Here is a 17,443-nt window from a genome sequence, read left to right as displayed (position 1 = left end):
CAGAACATGTTGACGATCAGGCCAGCGACTCAGCCACCAGCCCATCGATCATCACCTGCGGTGTGCCCTGTGAGCAGTGCTCAATGCGGCCACGCACGCCATACACCTGCGCCAGCGTTTCCGGCGTAATCACCTGCGACGGCGCTCCGTCGGCCAGCAGCTGTCCCTGTTTCAGCATCAGCGCGTGATCGGCATGACGCAGCGCGATGTTGATATCATGCACCACCACCACCGTCACCATGTTGCGCAGCCGGGTTTCGCGCCGCACCAAATCCATCACGTGGAACTGATAATTCAAATCCAGCGCGCTGAGCGGTTCATCCAGCAGCAACAGTTCCGGACGGCGAATCAGCGACTGCGCCAGCCCGACCAGTTGCTTCTGGCCGCCGGACAGCTGATCGAGGTAGCGCATCGCCAGATGGGCGATGCCCAGCTGCTCCAGCAAATGCATGATCTCCGCTTCACTGGCTGCGCTGTGTAATCCGCCGGAGGCACGCTGCGCCACGATGATCGACTCCAGCACGTGCAGATGCACACCGGCTGGCAACGTCTGTGGCAGATACACCACGCGCTGCGCGCGCCGGGCAAACGGCTGGCTCATCAGCTCTTCGCCGTTGAGCCACAGCTCGCCCTGCCCTTTGCTCAGACCAGCAAGCGCGCGCAGCAGCGTCGATTTGCCGCAGCCGTTAGGCCCCAGCAGCACAGTAATTTTGCCGCGCGGCAGTTGCGTGACATTGAGATCGTCAATGACGTTACGCTTCGGGTAACCGGCGTAAAAGTGGCTGACGCGTAAGCCCTGCTCCATCACACTGTCCCCCGATGTCGCAGAATAATGCTGAGAAAGAACGGCACGCCGACCAGCGAGGTGACGATGCCGACCGGAATGATGACGCCGGGAATGAGGTTTTTCGAGGCTACCGACGCCAGTGACAGCACCAGCGCGCCGATCAGCGCACTGGCTGGCAGATAGTAGCGATGATCTTCACCAAACATGATGCGCGCGATGTGCGGTGCCACCAGACCGATAAAACCGATAGGGCCGACGAATGCCACCGCCAGCGCCGAAAGGATGCTGATGCGCAGCAGCGTCGCCAGCCGCAGCCGCCGCACGTCAATGCCGAAACTCACCGCACGATCTTCACCGAGGCGCAGCGCCGTGAGTTTCCAGCTGCTGAGCATTGAGAACGGCAGCAGAATGGCAAAGGCGGCGCTCAGCACGCCCAGTTTTTCCCACGAGGCACGCGCCAGACTGCCCATGGTCCAGAACACCAGGCCCTGCAGCGTATCTTCGCTGGCGATGAACTGCATCATCGAAACCAGGGCGTTAAAGGTGAACACCAGCGCGATGCCAAACAGCACCACGCCGGAGGTTGAGACTTTGCTCCAGCGCGTGATGCCATCCAGCATCAGCGCGGCAAACAAGGCGAAGACAAAGGCATTGGCGGAGATCAGCCACTGATCCGGCACGCCGGGAATACCGATACCGAGAATGATCGCCAGCGCGGCACCAAACGCCGCTGCCGACGAGACGCCCAGCGTGAACGGGCTGGCCAGCGGGTTATTGAGGATGGTCTGCATTTCAGCACCGGCGAGGCCGAGTGAGAAGCCGACCACTACCGCCATCAGCGCATACGGCAGACGGATGTCCCAGACGATCACGCGCGTACCGGCGTCCACCGCTGCGGGATGGAGCAGCGTTTGCCACAGCGTATCGAGAGTCAGGCCAGCCGGGCCAAGGGTAAAATCGAGGATAACTGACGCGAGGATCGCCAGCACCAGCACGCCAATCAGCAGCAGTCGCTGACGCAAAACCTGACGATAACGGATCAGGGTCTCGGCTTCGGTGCCATGTTCCGCCACCAGCGCGGAGTCCGTACTACGCATTGTTCTACCTGTTTCCTGTCGCCATTATAACGGCTGCCACAATAGAGCAGGTGATAATAATTATCAATGCTATCTCTGTAACAAAGCCCGACTGGTTTGCATCGCTTAACAAATGGCAAAAAAAACGCGGCCGGGGCCGCGTTGTCATGCATTACTGCTTGTTTGCCAGCGCAATAAATGGCGCCGCTACAGAGGGTTGCACCGATTTGTAGCGGCGCGATTCATCGCGCAAAAAAACGTCCGGGCTGCGTTGTCATGTATTGCTGCTTGTTTGCCAGCGCAATAAATTGCGCTGCTACAGAGGGTTGCACCGATTTGTAGCGGCGCGATTCATCGCGCAAAAAACGTCCGGGGCCGCGTTGTTATGCATTACTGCTTGTTTGCCAGCGCAATAAGTTTTGCTGCTACAGAGGGTTGCACCGATTTGTAGCGGCGCGATTCATCGCGCAAAAACGCGGCCGGGGCCGCGTTGTTATGCATTACTACTTGTTTGCCAGCGCAATAAATTGCGCCGCTACAGGGGATTGCACCGATTTGTAGCGGCGCGATTCATCGCGCAAAAAACGTCCGGGGCCGCGTTGTTATGCATTACTGCTTGTTTGCCAGCGCAATAAATTGCGCCGCTACAGGGGGGGGTTGCACCGATTTGTAGCGGCGCGATTCATCGCGCAAAAACGCGGCCGGGGCCGCGTTGTCATGTATTGCTACTTGTTTGCCAGCGCAATAAATTGCGCCGCTACAGAGGGTTGCACCGATTTGTAGCGGCGCGATTCATCGCGCAAAAACGCGTCCAGGCTGCGTTGTAATGCATTACTGCTTAAAGGAAGGGAATTCCATCTCGCCGTATTTTACGACACGGGTGCCGCGCGTCAGCTTGTAACCCAGCCAGATCACCAGGAACAGCGGAAGGCCGATATAGGTTGCGGCAACGCCGTACCAGTCAATACGATCGGCGAGGAACGCCTGATAGTTCTGCCCCAGCGTAATGATCAGACACAGCACGAACGCAAAAATCGGCCCCAGCGGGAAGAAGCCGGAGCGATAAGGCAGATCGGCCAGATCCAGCCCCTGCGCCACGTAGCCGCGGCGGAAACGATAATGGCTGATAGCAATGCCGAGCCAGGCGATGAAACCGGTCATGCCTGAGGTATTCAGCAGCCACAGGTACACTTCCTGGTTGCCGAATTTCGAGGTCAGGAAGCACAGCGCTGCCACCACCGTAGTCGCCAGCAGGGCATTGCGCGGGACGCCGCCTTTCGACAGCTTCGCAAAAATGCGCGGCGCTTTGCCTTCCTGCGCCAGGTTAAACAGCATGCGCGTTGAAGCGTACATGCCGGAGTTACCCGCCGACAGTACCGCCGTCAGGATCACCGCATTCATCACCGCCGCCGCGGACAGCAGACCGGCATTCTGGAACACCAGCGTGAACGGGCTGACGCTGATATCGGTGACATCATTATGCAGCAGCTGCGGATCGGTATACGGCAGAATCAGGCTGATGATCAGGATCGCGAACACGTAAAACAACAGAATGCGCCAGAACACCTGGCGTACCGCGCGCGGAATATTTTTCGCCGGATCTTCAGATTCACCGGCGGCAATGCCGATCAGTTCGGTGCCCTGGAAGGAGAAGCCGACAATCATCGCCACGCCAATCATCGCGGCAAACCCACCGGCAAACGGCGCATCGCCCACCGTCCAGTTGTGCCAGCCAGCATTCTCCGCGCCGCGCAGGATGCCGGTAATCATCAGCACGCCAACCACGATAAAGATGATCACCGTGGTGACTTTGATCAGCGAGAACCAATATTCGGCCTCGCCAAAGCCTTTGACCGAAATGTAGTTAAGCAGGAACATCAGGCCGAGGAACAGCGCGCTCCAGATCCAGCCCGGCGTGTCCGGGAACCAGTAGTTCATCACCAGCTGTGAGGCGACGAGGTCAACGGCGATGGTCACCGCCCAGTTGTACCAGTAGTTCCAGCCCAGCGCGAAGCCAAAGCCCTCTTCGACATATTTGGCACCGTAGGTGGCAAAGGAACCGGAGACCGGCATAAACGCCGCCAGTTCGCCGAGGCTGGTCATCAGGAAGTAAACCATCAGGCCGATCAGCGCGTAAGAGAGCAACGCACCGCCAGGACCCGCCTGAGAGATAGTGGCACCCGAGGCGACAAACAGGCCGGTGCCGATGGAACCGCCAATGGCGATCATGGTGATATGGCGCGCTTTTAATTCACGGCGCAGCCCAGGTTGTTGTGTTGTTTTTGAGTCATTATGCATGTGTAAACGCTATGCTGGATAAAAATAAGGCGCGATTGTAGCAGCAAAGCCTGCACTGTATAGCATTCACCACGGGTTATTAGTTACCTTCATAATCGGCCGGGAATTATTAGCCACAGCGTAATGCCGGTGGCGTCTATTCCCGGCAGTAGGCGAGGAAGCGGCTCAGCGCTTTCGACAGATGTTTCTGCCGGTGATGGATGCGATACAGGGTGCGCGTCAGGCGCGGCAGCGGGACCGGCACTTCCGTCAGCGTGCCGGCTTCCAGCAGATCGGCAATCACCCGGCGCGATAAGCAGCTGATGCCCATGCCGTGGCGCACCGCGTGTTTAATCGCCTCCGAGTTACCTAACTCCATCCCCAGCTGAAACTGCGGCAGGTGCGACAGCAGCAGGTAATCGACAATCTCACGCGTACCGGAACCGCGCTCACGCAGGATCCACGGCGCTGCGGCCAGCGTTTCCAGCGTCACCGGCTGTTGCAACAGCGGCGCATCCGGCGCGGCGAACACCACCAGTTCATCCTCCAGCCACGGTTCGCTGATGATATCCGGTTCATGGCACGGCCCTTCAATCAGGCCGATGTCGACGCGAAAATCGGCCACCGCATTGATGGCGTCCTGGCTGTTGCCGACGCTGAGTTCCAGCGGCAGCGTGGGAAAGTCGCGGCGATAGGCGGCAATCATCCCCGGCAGCAGATAGTTACCAATGGTGCTGCTGGCAAACAGGCGTATAGCCCCGTTGTCCTCTTTAAACAGCTGTTCGATCTCAATCGCCTGCTCCAGCAGCCCGACGGCGCGCGGATAGAGCAGCCGGCCGTGTTCATTGAGCACCAGCCGTTTGCCGACGCGGTCAAACAGCTGCACGCCAAGCTGACTCTCGAGATCGGACAGCGCCGCGCTGACCGCCGACTGCGACAGCGCCAGCACCTGCGAGGCCTGAGTGGTGGAGCCGCTTTTCAGCACCTCGGTAAACACTTCAATCTGACGCAGCGTAATGTGCATGCGTGCTCCTTACATGGCGTAACGCTTCACCAGATAAATCACCACCGCCAGCCAGATCAGCAGCATCAGAATCAGGCCGCTCCAGCTAACAATTTTCTTGCCGCGCGCGCGCTGCACCTCGGCGCGTTCGGCGCTGCTGATGCGCACGTCGCGCGGCAGCAGACGCAGCAGGATCATCACGCCGAGCGGGATGATAATCGCGTCATCCAGCAGGCCAATAATCGGGATGAAGTCCGGAATCAGATCGATGGGGCTGAGCGCATAGGCAACAATGCCGAAGGCCAGCAGCTTAAACCACCACGGCGTACGCGGATCGCGACAGGCAAACCACAGCGTTAGCACGTCCCGTTTGATGAGCTTCGCCCAGCGGCGCAGGCGCATGAACATTGTTGCCCTTCCTTATCACTTATTCCGGTTGATTATAAATATATTATCAATTTCACTTTTAAGCCAGCCAGGCGCACGCTAAAGCCTCACTGAGGAGAAGCGTATTATGGCTGAACTAAGCGTTAACAAAACCCCTTTTCATGTTCACCGCTGGCTGCCCGGGCTGCTGCTGACCGCCGCCATCGCCGCCGTTGCCGCGTGGCTGGCCAGTCAGCCATGGCTGGCAGGCGCGGGATTCGGTGCGCTGACGCTGGCCATCATCGTCGGCATTGTGCTGGGCAATAGCCTGTATCCCCGGGTGGCCAGCCAGTGCGATAGCGGTGTGCTGCTGGCGAAACAGCGCCTGCTGCGCCTCGGCATCATTCTTTACGGTTTCCGCATCACCGTGCAGCAGATCGCCGATGTCGGCGTCAGCGGCGTGCTGATTGATGTACTGGTGCTGAGCTCAACCTTTCTGATCACCTGCCTGATCGGCATCCGCTTGCTGAAAATGGATCGCGAAACCGTATGGCTGATTGGTGCCGGCAGCAGCATTTGCGGCGCGGCAGCGGTGCTGGCAAGTGAACCGGTAATTAAAGCCGCGCCGTCGAAAGTGGCGGTCGCGGTGGCCACCGTGGTGCTGTTTGGCACCGTCGGCATTGTGCTGTATCCGTTTCTCTGGACGCTGGTGCCGCAGGTCAGCGCACAACACTTCGGCATTTTCACCGGCTCGACGCTGCACGAAGTGGCGCAGGTGGTGGCGGCCGGCCATGCGATGGGTGCGGAAACGGAGAACACGGCGGTGATCGCCAAGATGCTGCGGGTGATGATGCTGGCACCGTTTCTGCTGATCCTCGGCAGCTGGCTGCAGCGCCAGCGCAGCCAGCATCGTCAGGCACAGCAGCCGATCAGCTTTCCATGGTTTGCCCTGCTGTTTATTGTGGTGGCGCTGGTTAACTCCCTGCATCTGCTGCCACCGCCGGTGGTGGCGGGACTGAATCAGCTGGCGAACCTGCTGCTGGCAATGGCGATGGCGGCGCTGGGCTTAACCACCCGTTTCAGCGCGCTGAAGCAGGCGGGCGTCAAACCGCTGCTGCTCGGGCTGCTGATGTTTATCTGGCTGATTCTCGGCGGCGGCGCACTGAATGTGCTGGTGCAACATTTCATGGCGTAAGCGCATCCGCTATCATGGGCGTTTTGCATCAGCAATCGCCCATTCAGGAGAGCGGCATGAAATATATCGGCGCACACGTTAGCGCATCCGGCGGCGTAGACCAGGCAGTGATCCGGGCCCATGAAATCGAAGCCACAGCCTTTGCGCTGTTCACCAAAAATCAGCGCCAGTGGAAAGCCGCACCGCTCTCTGCGCAGGTGATCGATGCTTTTAAAACCGCCTGCGATCAATACAACTTTAGCGCTGCGCAGATCCTGCCGCACGACAGCTATCTGATTAACCTCGGCCACCCGGTGATGGACGCGCTGGAAAAATCGCGCGAGGCGTTTATTGATGAGATGCAGCGCGCCGAGCAGCTTGGCCTGACGCTGCTCAACTTCCATCCCGGCAGCCACCTGCAGCAGATTGATGAAGACGCCTGCCTGAAGCGCATCGCCGAGTCGATCAACATTGCGCTGGATAAAACCCACAACGTGATAGCGGTGATTGAGAATACCGCCGGCCAGGGCAGTAACCTCGGCTTCCGCTTTGAGCATCTCGCCGCGATCATCGACCATGTGGAAGACAAATCGCGTGTCGGCGTGTGCATTGATACCTGCCACGCCTTCGCTGGCGGATATGATTTATGCAGCGAAGCCGCCTGTGAAGCCACCTTTGCCGAGTTTGAACGCGTGGTCGGTTTCCAGTATCTGCGCGGTATGCATCTCAATGATGCCAAAAGCACGCTCGGCAGCCGCGTGGATCGCCACCACAGCCTCGGCGAGGGCAACATTGGCAAGACCGCGTTTAGCTGGCTGATGAAGGATGCGCGTTTCGACGGTATTCCGCTGATTCTGGAAACCATCAATCCGGATATCTGGAAGGATGAAATTGCCTGGCTGAAGGCAGAGCAGCAGGCGTAACGGGTTTAACCGGAGCCTGTGCCAATAAAAAAGGGAGCCGCGGCTCCCTTTGTTGTCACTGGCTGCCGTTACGCGGCTTTTGCCAGTTCTTCTTCCGGACGTTTCAGAATTGCATAGCCCAGACCGGCGATCAGCGTACCAATCACAATCGCCAGCAGATAACCCAGCACCGGTGTGATAGCGCCTGGAATCAGCAGCACGAACAGCCCGCCGTGCGGCGCCATCAGTTTGGCCCCCATCGCCATGGAGATAGCGCCGGTCACTGCGCCACCCACGATACAGCATGGCAGTACACGCATCGGGTCACGCGCCGCAAACGGAATGGCACCTTCGGAGATAAAGCACAGGCCCAGCACCAGCGCCGCTTTACCACCCTCCTGCTGACCTTTATTAAACTTACGACGCGCTACCAGCGTTGCCAGCCCCATCGCCAGCGGTGGCACCATCCCGGCGGCCATAATGGCAGCCATCGGCGCGTAGGTTTGTGAACTCAGCAGACCGACACCAAACGCGTAAGCCACTTTGTTCACCGGACCGCCCATGTCGGTACACATCATGCCGCCCAGAATCGCGCCCAGCAGGACCGCGTTCGCGGTGCCCATGTTCGCCAGCCAGTTGGTCAGACCGCTCATGATGCCGGCAACCGGTTTGCCTACCACGTAAATCATCAGCAGGCCGGTAATCAGACTGGCCACCAGCGGAATGATCAGAATCGGCTTCAGCGCTTCCATACTTTGCGGCAGCTTCACTTTGCTGCTCAGCAGTTTCGCGGCGTAACCGGCGATGAAACCGGCGATGATGCCGCCAAGGAAACCGGCGTTGATGCTGGTGGCGATCATGCCGCCAATCAGCCCTGGCGTCAGGCCCGGACGATCGGCAATCGAAAAGGCGATAAAGCCCGCCAGCACCGGCACCATCAGCGCAAAGGCGCTGCCGCCACCGATCTGCATCAGCGCCGCGGCTAACGTGCCCTGCTCTTTAAATGCGGTAATACCAAAGGCGAATGACAGCGCAATGCTCAGACCGCCCGCCACCACCATCGGCAGCATATAAGATACGCCGGTCAGCAGATGCCGATAGGCACCGGCTTTCTCTTTGCTGTCGCTCTGGCTGGCTGCGGCCTGGTTGCCGGAAGGCTGCCAGACTTTGGCTTCCGCCTGTGCTTTATCCAGCTCCTGCGCAGTTTTCTTCAGCGCCAGACTGGTGGAGGTGCGGTACATCGGCTTGCCGGCAAATTTCGCCAGGTCGACGTCGATATCCGCCGCGACAATCACCAGATCGGCCGCAGCCACTTCTTCTGGCGTGATCGGATTGCCGGCACCAACTGAACCGCGGGTTTCCACTTTCACCCACCAGCCGCGCTTGCTGGCTTCCGCCTCAATCGCTTCGGCAGCCATGAAGGTGTGCGCCACGCCGGTCGGACAGGCGGTAACGGCCACAATACGTTTCTGACCGGTGCTCTGCGCCGGTGCGCCTGCCGCAGGGATTGCCGCCGGGGTTGCCACAGCCGGCTGCCACGGTTGCGCCGCATCTTTAGCCAGCGCCAGTGCCGCCTGCGGATCGCGCAGCGCCTGCTGCACGTCCACTAGTGCGACCGACTTGCCGGCCAGCTGCGCGTTGTCGGTGACCTGCTGGCCAATCACCAGCACCAGTTCGGCGTCCGCGGCGCTGTCAACCAGCGTCAGTCCCGCCTGCCCTGCTGCCGCCTGCAGACGTTCCGAGGCTAAATGGCCTGATGCCAGGCCGAGTGAAGAATCTTTTATCAGCAGCGTTTTCATTATCGCTCTCCTGCTGTTAGTTAACGGGTTGTAAGTCGACGCGCGCCATCATCGCGGCCAACTGGGTACGATCGGTCACGCCGACGTTGCTCTGGCTGACGGCCATGGCCGCCACCGCCGTCGCCAGACGCAGCGTGTGTTCACTGGATTCCCGCATCAGCAGGCCGTAAATCAGGCCGCCAACCATCGAATCTCCGGCGCCCACGGTGCTGACCACTTCACACGCAGGCGGTTTGGCGATCCATTCGCCAGAGGCATTGACCCACAGCGCGCCTTCCGCACCAAGGGAAATCACCACATGGGCAATGCCCTGCTCGCGCAGCTGGTGCGCGGCGTCAATCACGTCCTGCAGCGTCGGCAGCTTGCGACCAGCCCAAATTTCCAGTTCGCGGCGATTCGGTTTGACCAGCCACGGTGCCGCTTTCAGACCGGCCACCAGCGCTTCACGGCTGCTGTCAAAAATGATGCACGGACATTGGGTGCGCAGATCGCTCATCCATTTGGTGAACGCGTCCGGCGCAACGCCCGCTGGCAGACTGCCGCTCACGCACACCATATCGAACTGACCCAGCCAGGTCAGCGAGTCGGCGGTGAAGCGATCCCAGTCCTGCGCGGTGACGTCAAAGCCCGAGAAGTTGAGATCGGTGACGTCGCCGTCTTTTTCCGTCAGCTTGACGTTAATGCGGGTACGGCCCTGCACCACCTGAAAACGGTTAGCGATGCCGAGTTCGCTGAACAGCTGCTGAAAGCCGTCCTGATTCTCTTTGCCGAGGAAGCCGCCGACGGTGACGTCGATGCCGAGATCTTTCAGCACTTTGGCGACATTGATGCCTTTACCCGCAGCGTGCAGCCCGGTGGTTTTGACCAGATTAACCTCGCCGCGCTCGATCTCCGGCGTGTAGCCGACCAGATCGTACGCCGGGTTCAGGGTGATAGTGGCAACGCGACGACTCATGCTGCCCCCTCGCCCAGACCGCTGTTAATGGCTTCTTCGATGGCGTGCAGCGCCTGCTGCGCATCGTCACCGCTGGCGGTGAAACGCAGACGATGGCCTTTCTTCACGCCCAGCGCGACCACCTTCATCAGGCTGCGCCCGTTAGCCGGCTTACCGCTGCCGTCGAGATTGGTCACGGTGATATCGCTGTTGAACTGTTTGATCACGCTCACCAGCGCGGTGCCCGGACGCGCATGCAGGCCGTGCTCGTTGCGAATGGTAAATTCTGCGGTTAACACGTCCGCGGCTTCATCCACTTCGCTGGTCAGCAGCGCGAGAATGCCCGCTGCATCCGCCTTCAGCAGGCGTTCAGCCTGATTGTTCAGCAGCAGATTGCTGAGGTAACCCAGCACCTCAAGCGGACGCTGATCGGTGGCGGCGACCGTCAGCAGCAGCGCTACCGGTTCGCCCTGATGCGCCAGCGGCGTCGCGCTGCGGCTCACCGCCACCGCGCTGTTGAGGTTGCCGTGCGAGCTGTCGCTCAGCCAGATGCCCTGACCGAGGCTGAGCGGCGCGTGCGAGACGACGTCCGCGACAAAGCTGGCGTCAACGGCACCGGCCGCCTGCAGACGCCCGGCGTTCAGCGCCTGCAGCGTCATCAGATCGCTGGCAGCCACGTCGGTGGCGATCAGCGAGGTATCAAACTGGAATTCAGCGGCCTGTTTTTCACCCATCAGCAGCGCGCGCAGCTCTTCAGCAGAGGCGGATTTCAGCTGCTCAGCGATGCTGTCATCGCTTAATACGTGGGTCAGCTGGCGCAGCAGCGCGAGGTGCTCGTCAGATTTAGCGGCAATGCCGATGGCGACGTACGCCGTCTGGCCATCGCCCCAGTCCACGCCCTGCGGGAACTGATAAACCTGCACGCCGGTTTTCAGCACCAGATCGCGGGTATCGGTGGTGCCGTGCGGAATGGCGATGCCGTTGCCGAGAAAAGTGGTGGTTTGCTGTTCGCGCGCCAGCATGCCGTCGACGTAGCCTTCCGCTACATTTCCGGCTGCGGTAAGCGCAGCGGCAACCTGACGGATGGCCTGTTCTTTATCGGACGCGCTGGCGCCGGTGTGAATGGCCTGAACTTCGAGCTGGAACATATTTCTCCTCGCTTGCTGAAAGTGAATCGTTTCAGCCTGATGGCGAAAAAATACGCTGTACGACACGGACTTAGCCGGGAGGACAACGCTGAAACGTTTCAGGGAATATGGTACAGCACCCGATTACAGGCAAGAAAATGCGCAATCGGCGTAGCAGATTTTTGATGCTCCGCACACTTCACCGTGGATTTAGGATTTTTCACAGGGGCAAAGCTGACGCGTTGCTGTAACGCCGTCAGTGAAAGGCGCACGATCTTCAGCTCGCGTCAGCTCAGGCTCAGGGCGCGGTATCCGCTTCCAGCTGCAGCAGGTAGATCATGGCGTCGGCGCGGCTGTTGCCGCACATCTCAGCGCTGGGCTGTAAACCGGCACACACCGTCGGGCGCAGCGGCGAGCCAAAAATTTTGCAGCGCTGCTGTTCATCAAGCTGAACGCAGCGGGTATTGGCCGGTTTGCCGTCAGGCATACCGGGGATCGGGGAAGAAATGGAAGGGGCTGTGCAACAGGCACCGCACTGGTCTCGACACAACATCATGCGCTCCTGCAAAGATTAGCGGCCGACAATAGCAGTGTGCACGGCGGAATTCTATGCGCCGCCAACAATTTTCACCGGCCTTACTTGCCTGTTTTTCAGCGCGCGAGTAAGTTGGCGCGCATCAATCTGGTTATAGCGAGTCAAGCATTATGCCAAAGGCAAACGAAATCAAAAAAGGTATGGCCGTTACCTGGAACGGTAAACTGTTGCTGGTGAAGGATATCGATGTCCAGAGTCCGAGCGCGCGCGGTGCCGCCACGCTGTATAAGATGCGTTTCACCGATGTGCGCACCGGCCTGAAAGTTGAAGAGCGCTTCAAGGGTGATGACATTATTGATGCCATCCAGCTCAGCCGCCGCGCGGTGACCTTCTCGTATATCGACGGCGACGAATACGTGTTTATGGATGACGAAGATTACACGCCGTACAGCTTCAAAAAAGATCAGATTGAAGAAGAGCTGCTGTTTATTCCGGAAGGCGGCATTCCCGGTATCCAGGTGCTCACCATGGATGGTCAGGTGCTGGCGCTGGAACTGCCGCAGACGGTAGACATGGAGATCGTTGATACCTCACCCGGCATCAAAGGGGCATCGGCCAGCGCGCGCACCAAACCGGCGGGCATGAGCACCGGCCTGTCGATTCAGGTGCCGGAATACCTGAGCAACGGCGATCGCATCCGTATCCACATTGCCGAGCGTCGTTATATGGGACGCGCCGATTAAGCGCACGATTTTCTCCGGCGGCGGTTGATTGTTATAGTATAACAACCGCCTGCGCGCCGGATGCGGTTGTCCGGCGCGGCGATTTTTAACGGAGTAAATCATGACGCGCGTGAACCTGATTACCGGCTTTCTCGGTAGCGGTAAAACCACCACCCTGTTACATCTGCTGGCGCACAAACCGGCCAGTGAGAACTGGGCCATTCTGGTCAACGAATTTGGCGAGATTGGCATCGACGGCGCGCTGCTCGCCGATCGCGGCGCCACGCTGAAAGAGATCCCCGGCGGCTGCATGTGCTGTGTCAACGGCCTGCCGCTGCAGGTCGGGCTGAATATGCTGCTGAAGCAGACCAGGCCGGACCGCCTGATCATCGAACCTACCGGCCTGGGCCATCCCAAACAGTTACTGAATATGCTGCGCGCGGCGGTCTATCAGCCGTGGATCAGCCTGGACGCCACGCTGACGCTGCTCGACCCGCGTCAGTTAGCCGATGCGCGCGTCACGGAGAATGAAAACTTTCGCGACCAGCTGATCGCCGCCGACATCATCATCGCCAACAAAAGCGACACGTGGAGCGCGGAGGATCGTCAGCGGCTGGCGAGCTGGCAGCAGCAGCATTTAGGCGACCGTCAGCTGATCGAAGCCAGCTGGGGCAACATTGATCCCGCGTTGCTGAGCCAGCCGGCATTGGCGGATCGTGCGGTACCCGATGCGGCGCACCATCATCATCCGTCACGCCCGCAGGGGCTGGCGGCGCTGAAACTGGAAGGCGAAGCGCGCTGGCGCCGTGCGTTAAATGAAGGTCAGGGCTATGCTTCCTGTGGCTGGATTTTCGATGGGCAGACGGTTTTCGATACCATTCCGGCCTTAGAGTGGGCGCGGCTTGCGCCGGTCGATCGCGTTAAAGGTGTGCTGCGTACCGCTGACGGTCTGGTCAGCATTAACCGTCAGGGCGAAGACCTGTTTATTGAAACGCGCCCGGTCACGCCGCCGGACAGTCGGATTGAATTAATCCACCATCAGGCCGCCGACTGGAACGCATTGCAGACTGCCCTGTTGAAGATTCGTTTAAATTAGCTGCGGTAGGTTTGCCCGTTATTTTTTTCCTTTTGAGTTACTTTTATGCGCACTACTCGTTTGATCACCATCCTGCTGCTGAACGCGCTGGGTGTGATGCTATTTATGTCGTGGTATCTGCCGCCAGAGCACGGGTTCTGGTTTGCTGTCGACAAAAGCATCTTTTTTGGCTTTAACGACCAGATGGTCGATCATCACGGCTTTGCGCTGCTGGTGGCGATCACCAATTTCCGCGGTTTCGATGCGGTGTCGCTGCTGGCGATGGGCCTGCTGTATCTGTGGTTCTGGCGCCGCGAAACGCCGCAGGGCCGGCGCCGTATGCTGGCGATTGGTATTACCATGCTGCTGACGGCAGTAATCCTTAACCAGCTGGGCCACCTGCTGCCGGTTAAGCATTCCAGCCCGACGCTGTTCTTTGATAACGTGCATCGCGTTAGCGAACTGACCGGAATTCCGGCAAAAGATGCGTCCAGAGACAGCTTCCCCGGCGATCACGGCATGATGCTGATTATCTTCGCCTGCTTTATGTGGCGCTATTTCGGCTTCCGCGCCTTCCTGATGGGCCTGCTGATTGTGGTGGTCTTTTCCCTGCCGCGCGTGATGGCGGGTGCGCACTGGTTTACCGATATCGCGGTCGGTTCGCTGTCGGTGGTGCTGGTGGGACTGAGCTGGTGGTTATTAACCCCGGCCAGCGACAAACTGGTGAACTGGCTGTATCGTTCGCTGCCGGGAAAATATAAACCCCAGGCGTAATTGTTTAACGCGGGCGATTATTCGCGGTTTGTCAGATCGCCCGCGCTTATTTAATCCTTAAATAAATTATTAGCCCGCTAAGCGTTTTCTGATAAAAGAAAAACCTATGCGTCAATTGTGCTGACAATGGCGTTATTCCTGGCCTGTCCAGCCAGAACCCTCTTAAAATCTCCCTTAGCGCCAGAATTAGCCGCTGTTCCTGCCGTTAATTGACGCTTAAATCGCTGCCAGTTGTTGATAAAGTAACCGTTGTGTTACAGATTGATTTCACATCAAAAAAACCTATAAGAATTTATATAAAAGCACTCGCCACGCGGTCTGTAATCGGTTAACCTCAACTCCGATTACAAGTGTGCAGCATAAAATTCGGTATCCTGAACAACAAAAATGTGTGCATTAACACATTTTAGTAATTAAGGAATTGTCTTAGAGGGTCGCACTTATTAATCTCAACCCGTTTTGTCATCTGGCTGGCGACATTCTGTCGTAAGGACATCGAAGGAAAACACGTACAATGGTCAAGTCTCAACCAATTCTGAGATACCTCAGGCGGATTATTCCCGCAGTAGCATTAGCAACCCTCTTATCGGCATGTAGCAGTACCCATAACGGTCAGAACGCGAATAACGAGAATCATGAAGTTAACAACCAGAATGGTTTTTTACTTCAGGCGTCTCAGGACGAATTTGAACAAATGGTGCAGAACGTGGACGTTAAGTCCCGCATCATGGAGCAGTACAGTGACTGGAAAGGTGTGCGTTATCGCTTAGGCGGCGACACCAAACGCGGCATTGACTGTTCTGCTTTTGTTCAGCGCACCTTTCGCGAACAGTTTGGTTTAGAGCTGCCGCGTTCTACATCAGAACAGCAGGACAGTGGTAAAGAGATTTCACGCAGTAAACTGCGTCCAGGTGATTTAGTGCTGTTCCGCGCCGGTTCTACCGGTCGCCACGTCGGCATTTACCTTGGCAATGACAATTTTGTTCACGCGTCAACCAGCAGTGGCGTGATGATTTCCAGCCTCAACGACAGTTACTGGAAAAATCGCTACCGCGAAGCGCGTCGGGTACTGGCCAAAAACCCCAGCTGACCCGTTCCTTCTGTGATGTTCTCAGCCAGAGAATTCATGAACGCTGCCCCGGCAGCGTTTTTTTTCGTCTGCGGTTGCCTGAGCCAAATCCATGGCTGAAAAAGTAATTGCGAATCAAAAATATAACGAGACTTTTCGCGCGGCCTCGTTATATTCTCGTTGCCTTCTACCAGCACAGTTGTATGCGATTTTATAATAAAAATGGCAAGATCAGGGGAAGCAACGCCATGCCACTGTCGGGGACGTTAAATCGTCATGCCAGCTACTCACGACGTATCGTCTGGAGTAGCGTGCTAATCGGGATCGCGTTTTTTGTCTTGTTTGTCACCGTCCTGCTCACGCTGACCTGGCAAAAGCGCGTCCAGCAACACCAGCAGCTGCTGATACACAGCCGCGACGAGCTGCAACAGGTGATGGCCAGCCTGGTGGATACGCTTTATCCACTGCAGCAATATACGCAACTCAACTGTAACAGCGTCAGCCGCGATCTGACCTCCCGCGCCGCCTTTGCCGGTAATATTCGCGCCATTCTGCTGGTACGCGACGGCAACGCTTACTGCTCGTCGGCCACCGGATCATTCCTGCTGGCCGCCAGCGCCATTTCACCCGATTCTGAACTTGAGCGCGATCGCGACGTGCGTCTGCTGCCCGGTACGCCGCTGCAGCCAGTCAAACCGGCGCTGGCGCTGTGGCTGAAAAATCCTGGCGCGACCGAAACCGGTATCCTCGCCACCATGAACCTCAGCCTGACGCCCTACCAGCTGCTGGCCTCGTGGCATCCTGAAATCACGCGCATGGCGCTGGTGGTCGGCGACAGCGCGCTGCTGAGTGGCAGCGCGCAGGTGGTGCGCAGCCGCGATTTGCCGCCTGCTCTCACCGAACTGTCGCTCAATGACCGCAGCATGCGCTTTGTGCTGTACGGCAGCACGCTGGCCTCACGTGACTACACGCTGGCACTGCTGACCGGCCTGCTGCTGGCGCTGCTGGTTGCCGCCGTGAGCTGGCTGTTACTGACGCTGCACCGGCGTCCGGGACGAGAAATCCAGCTCGGCATCCGGCGCGGTCAGTTCCACGTGGAATATCAGCCGCTGGTAACCGCGCACGACGGCAAACCCTATGGCGTTGAAGCGCTGCTGCGCTGGACTCACCCGGTTGAAGGCATGATTCCGCCCGATGTGTTTATCAGCCATGCCGAAGCGCAAAACCTGATTATTCCGCTGACTCAGCATCTGTTCACGCTGGTGGCGCGCGACGCACGTTTTCTCTGTCAGCAACTGCCGCGCGGCACGCGTCTCAGCCTGAATATGTCGCCGCAGCATCTGGCATCGGCCAGTTTCCGCCGCGACGTGCAGGCGTGGCTGGCTACCATGCCTGCCGATCATTTCAGCTATGTGTTTGAAATTACCGAGCGCACCATGGTGCGAGAGAAGAACGCCGGCGAGATCTTCGCCTGGCTGCATGACCACAATTTTAAGATTGCCATCGATGACTTCGGCACCGGCCATAGCGCGCTGATCTATCTGGAAAAGTACCCGTTCGACTATCTGAAAATCGATCGCGGCTTTGTGCAGAGCATCGGCACCGAAACCGTCACCTCGCCCGTGCTGGATACCGTGCTGCTGCTGGCGAAGAAACTCAACCTGAAAACCGTGGCGGAAGGGGTGGAGACCGGCGACCAGGCCGCCTGGCTGATTAATCGTGGCGTCACGCATCTGCAGGGCTATCTGTTCAGTCGTCCGCTACGACCGGAAAAGCTGATCAGCTACTATCAAAGCCAGGCCGGTTTGGGTTAACGTCACGCT

Annotated in this window: 16 protein-coding genes; 7 read left to right on the top strand and 9 right to left on the bottom strand. The window is 58.4% G+C overall.

The genetic code is table 11. The features are described 5' to 3' along the window. Positions 1 to 16: 16 nt before the first annotated feature. The 5 genes from MXF20_RS10600 to MXF20_RS10580 all read right to left on the bottom strand — a co-directional run bounded on the left by MXF20_RS10600 (position 17) and on the right by MXF20_RS10580 (position 5,551). The gene (locus MXF20_RS10600; RefSeq protein ID WP_325969226.1) at positions 17 to 805 is read right to left on the bottom strand and encodes an ABC transporter ATP-binding protein; all 789 of its coding nucleotides are present in this window, start codon (positions 803 to 805) and stop codon (positions 17 to 19) included. Continuing rightward, on the bottom strand, positions 805 to 1,884 hold the full coding sequence (locus MXF20_RS10595; protein WP_325969225.1) for an iron ABC transporter permease: 1,080 nt from the start codon (positions 1,882 to 1,884) through the stop codon (positions 805 to 807). Before MXF20_RS10595 ends, MXF20_RS10600 begins: the two co-directional genes overlap by 1 nt. A gap of 810 nt (positions 1,885 to 2,694) precedes the next feature. Further along, on the bottom strand, positions 2,695 to 4,161 hold the full coding sequence (locus MXF20_RS10590) for an amino acid permease (RefSeq protein WP_325969223.1): 1,467 nt from the start codon (positions 4,159 to 4,161) through the stop codon (positions 2,695 to 2,697). Positions 4,162 to 4,297: 136 nt separating this feature from the next. Continuing rightward, positions 4,298 to 5,164 carry a DNA-binding transcriptional regulator YeiE gene (yieE, locus tag MXF20_RS10585; RefSeq protein WP_325969221.1) on the bottom strand — a complete coding sequence of 289 codons (867 nt, stop codon included), beginning with the start codon at positions 5,162 to 5,164 and terminating at the stop codon, positions 4,298 to 4,300. A gap of 9 nt (positions 5,165 to 5,173) precedes the next feature. After that, the gene (locus MXF20_RS10580) at positions 5,174 to 5,551 is read right to left on the bottom strand and encodes a YkvA family protein (RefSeq protein ID WP_058757253.1); all 378 of its coding nucleotides are present in this window, start codon (positions 5,549 to 5,551) and stop codon (positions 5,174 to 5,176) included. Between the two features lie 106 nt (positions 5,552 to 5,657). On the opposite strand from MXF20_RS10580, the gene MXF20_RS10575 reads away from it, so the two are divergent. Together MXF20_RS10575 and nfo are read left to right on the top strand one after the other, a co-directional pair. After that, entirely contained in the window at positions 5,658 to 6,704 is a 1,047-nt protein-coding gene (locus MXF20_RS10575) for a YeiH family putative sulfate export transporter (protein WP_325969219.1), read from the top strand. Positions 6,705 to 6,760: 56 nt separating this feature from the next. Then, entirely contained in the window at positions 6,761 to 7,606 is an 846-nt protein-coding gene (gene nfo / locus MXF20_RS10570) for a deoxyribonuclease IV (protein ID WP_325969218.1), read from the top strand. A 68-nt stretch (positions 7,607 to 7,674) separates the two neighbouring features. On the opposite strand, the gene fruA is transcribed toward nfo, so the two are convergent. The 4 genes from fruA to MXF20_RS10550 form a co-directional block, all read right to left on the bottom strand. Then, positions 7,675 to 9,384, bottom strand: coding sequence for a PTS fructose transporter subunit IIBC (gene fruA / locus MXF20_RS10565; RefSeq protein WP_325969217.1), 1,710 nt, complete (start codon positions 9,382 to 9,384; stop codon positions 7,675 to 7,677). A 16-nt stretch (positions 9,385 to 9,400) separates the two neighbouring features. Beyond that, entirely contained in the window at positions 9,401 to 10,339 is a 939-nt protein-coding gene (gene fruK / locus MXF20_RS10560; RefSeq protein ID WP_325969216.1) for a 1-phosphofructokinase, read from the bottom strand. Continuing rightward, positions 10,336 to 11,466, bottom strand: a complete 1,131-nt coding sequence (gene fruB, locus MXF20_RS10555) for a fused PTS fructose transporter subunit IIA/HPr protein (protein WP_325969214.1) — start codon at positions 11,464 to 11,466, stop codon at positions 10,336 to 10,338. Before fruB ends, fruK begins: the two co-directional genes overlap by 4 nt. Positions 11,467 to 11,743: 277 nt before the next feature. Beyond that, on the bottom strand, positions 11,744 to 11,998 hold the full coding sequence (locus tag MXF20_RS10550) for a YkgJ family cysteine cluster protein (protein ID WP_325969454.1): 255 nt from the start codon (positions 11,996 to 11,998) through the stop codon (positions 11,744 to 11,746). Positions 11,999 to 12,150: 152 nt separating this feature from the next. Between MXF20_RS10550 and yeiP the strand changes: the two genes are divergently transcribed. The 5 genes from yeiP to MXF20_RS10525 all read left to right on the top strand — a co-directional run bounded on the left by yeiP (position 12,151) and on the right by MXF20_RS10525 (position 17,434). After that, positions 12,151 to 12,723, top strand: coding sequence for an elongation factor P-like protein YeiP (gene yeiP, locus MXF20_RS10545; RefSeq protein WP_031280049.1), 573 nt, complete (start codon positions 12,151 to 12,153; stop codon positions 12,721 to 12,723). 100 nt (positions 12,724 to 12,823) lie between these two features. Beyond that, the gene (locus MXF20_RS10540) at positions 12,824 to 13,798 is read left to right on the top strand and encodes a GTP-binding protein (RefSeq protein ID WP_325969213.1); all 975 of its coding nucleotides are present in this window, start codon (positions 12,824 to 12,826) and stop codon (positions 13,796 to 13,798) included. 45 nt (positions 13,799 to 13,843) lie between these two features. Beyond that, the gene (locus MXF20_RS10535) at positions 13,844 to 14,551 is read left to right on the top strand and encodes a phosphatase PAP2 family protein (RefSeq protein WP_325969212.1); all 708 of its coding nucleotides are present in this window, start codon (positions 13,844 to 13,846) and stop codon (positions 14,549 to 14,551) included. Between the two features lie 514 nt (positions 14,552 to 15,065). Continuing rightward, positions 15,066 to 15,641 (top strand): bifunctional murein DD-endopeptidase/murein LD-carboxypeptidase, encoded by a 576-nt coding sequence (gene mepS / locus MXF20_RS10530; RefSeq protein WP_031280047.1) that lies wholly within the window; start codon positions 15,066 to 15,068, stop codon positions 15,639 to 15,641. Between the two features lie 227 nt (positions 15,642 to 15,868). Further along, a complete protein-coding gene (locus tag MXF20_RS10525) occupies positions 15,869 to 17,434 on the top strand; it encodes a cyclic di-GMP phosphodiesterase (RefSeq protein WP_325969210.1) in 1,566 nt (521 codons plus the stop codon). The last annotated feature ends 9 nt before the right edge of the window (positions 17,435 to 17,443 follow it).

This window comes from Pantoea dispersa (assembly GCF_035783935.1).
GTDB lineage: Bacteria > Pseudomonadota > Gammaproteobacteria > Enterobacterales > Enterobacteriaceae > Pantoea > Pantoea dispersa_C.
The sequence above is the reverse complement of the archived record's forward strand: the minus strand, read 5'-3'. Positions and strand labels throughout refer to the sequence as shown.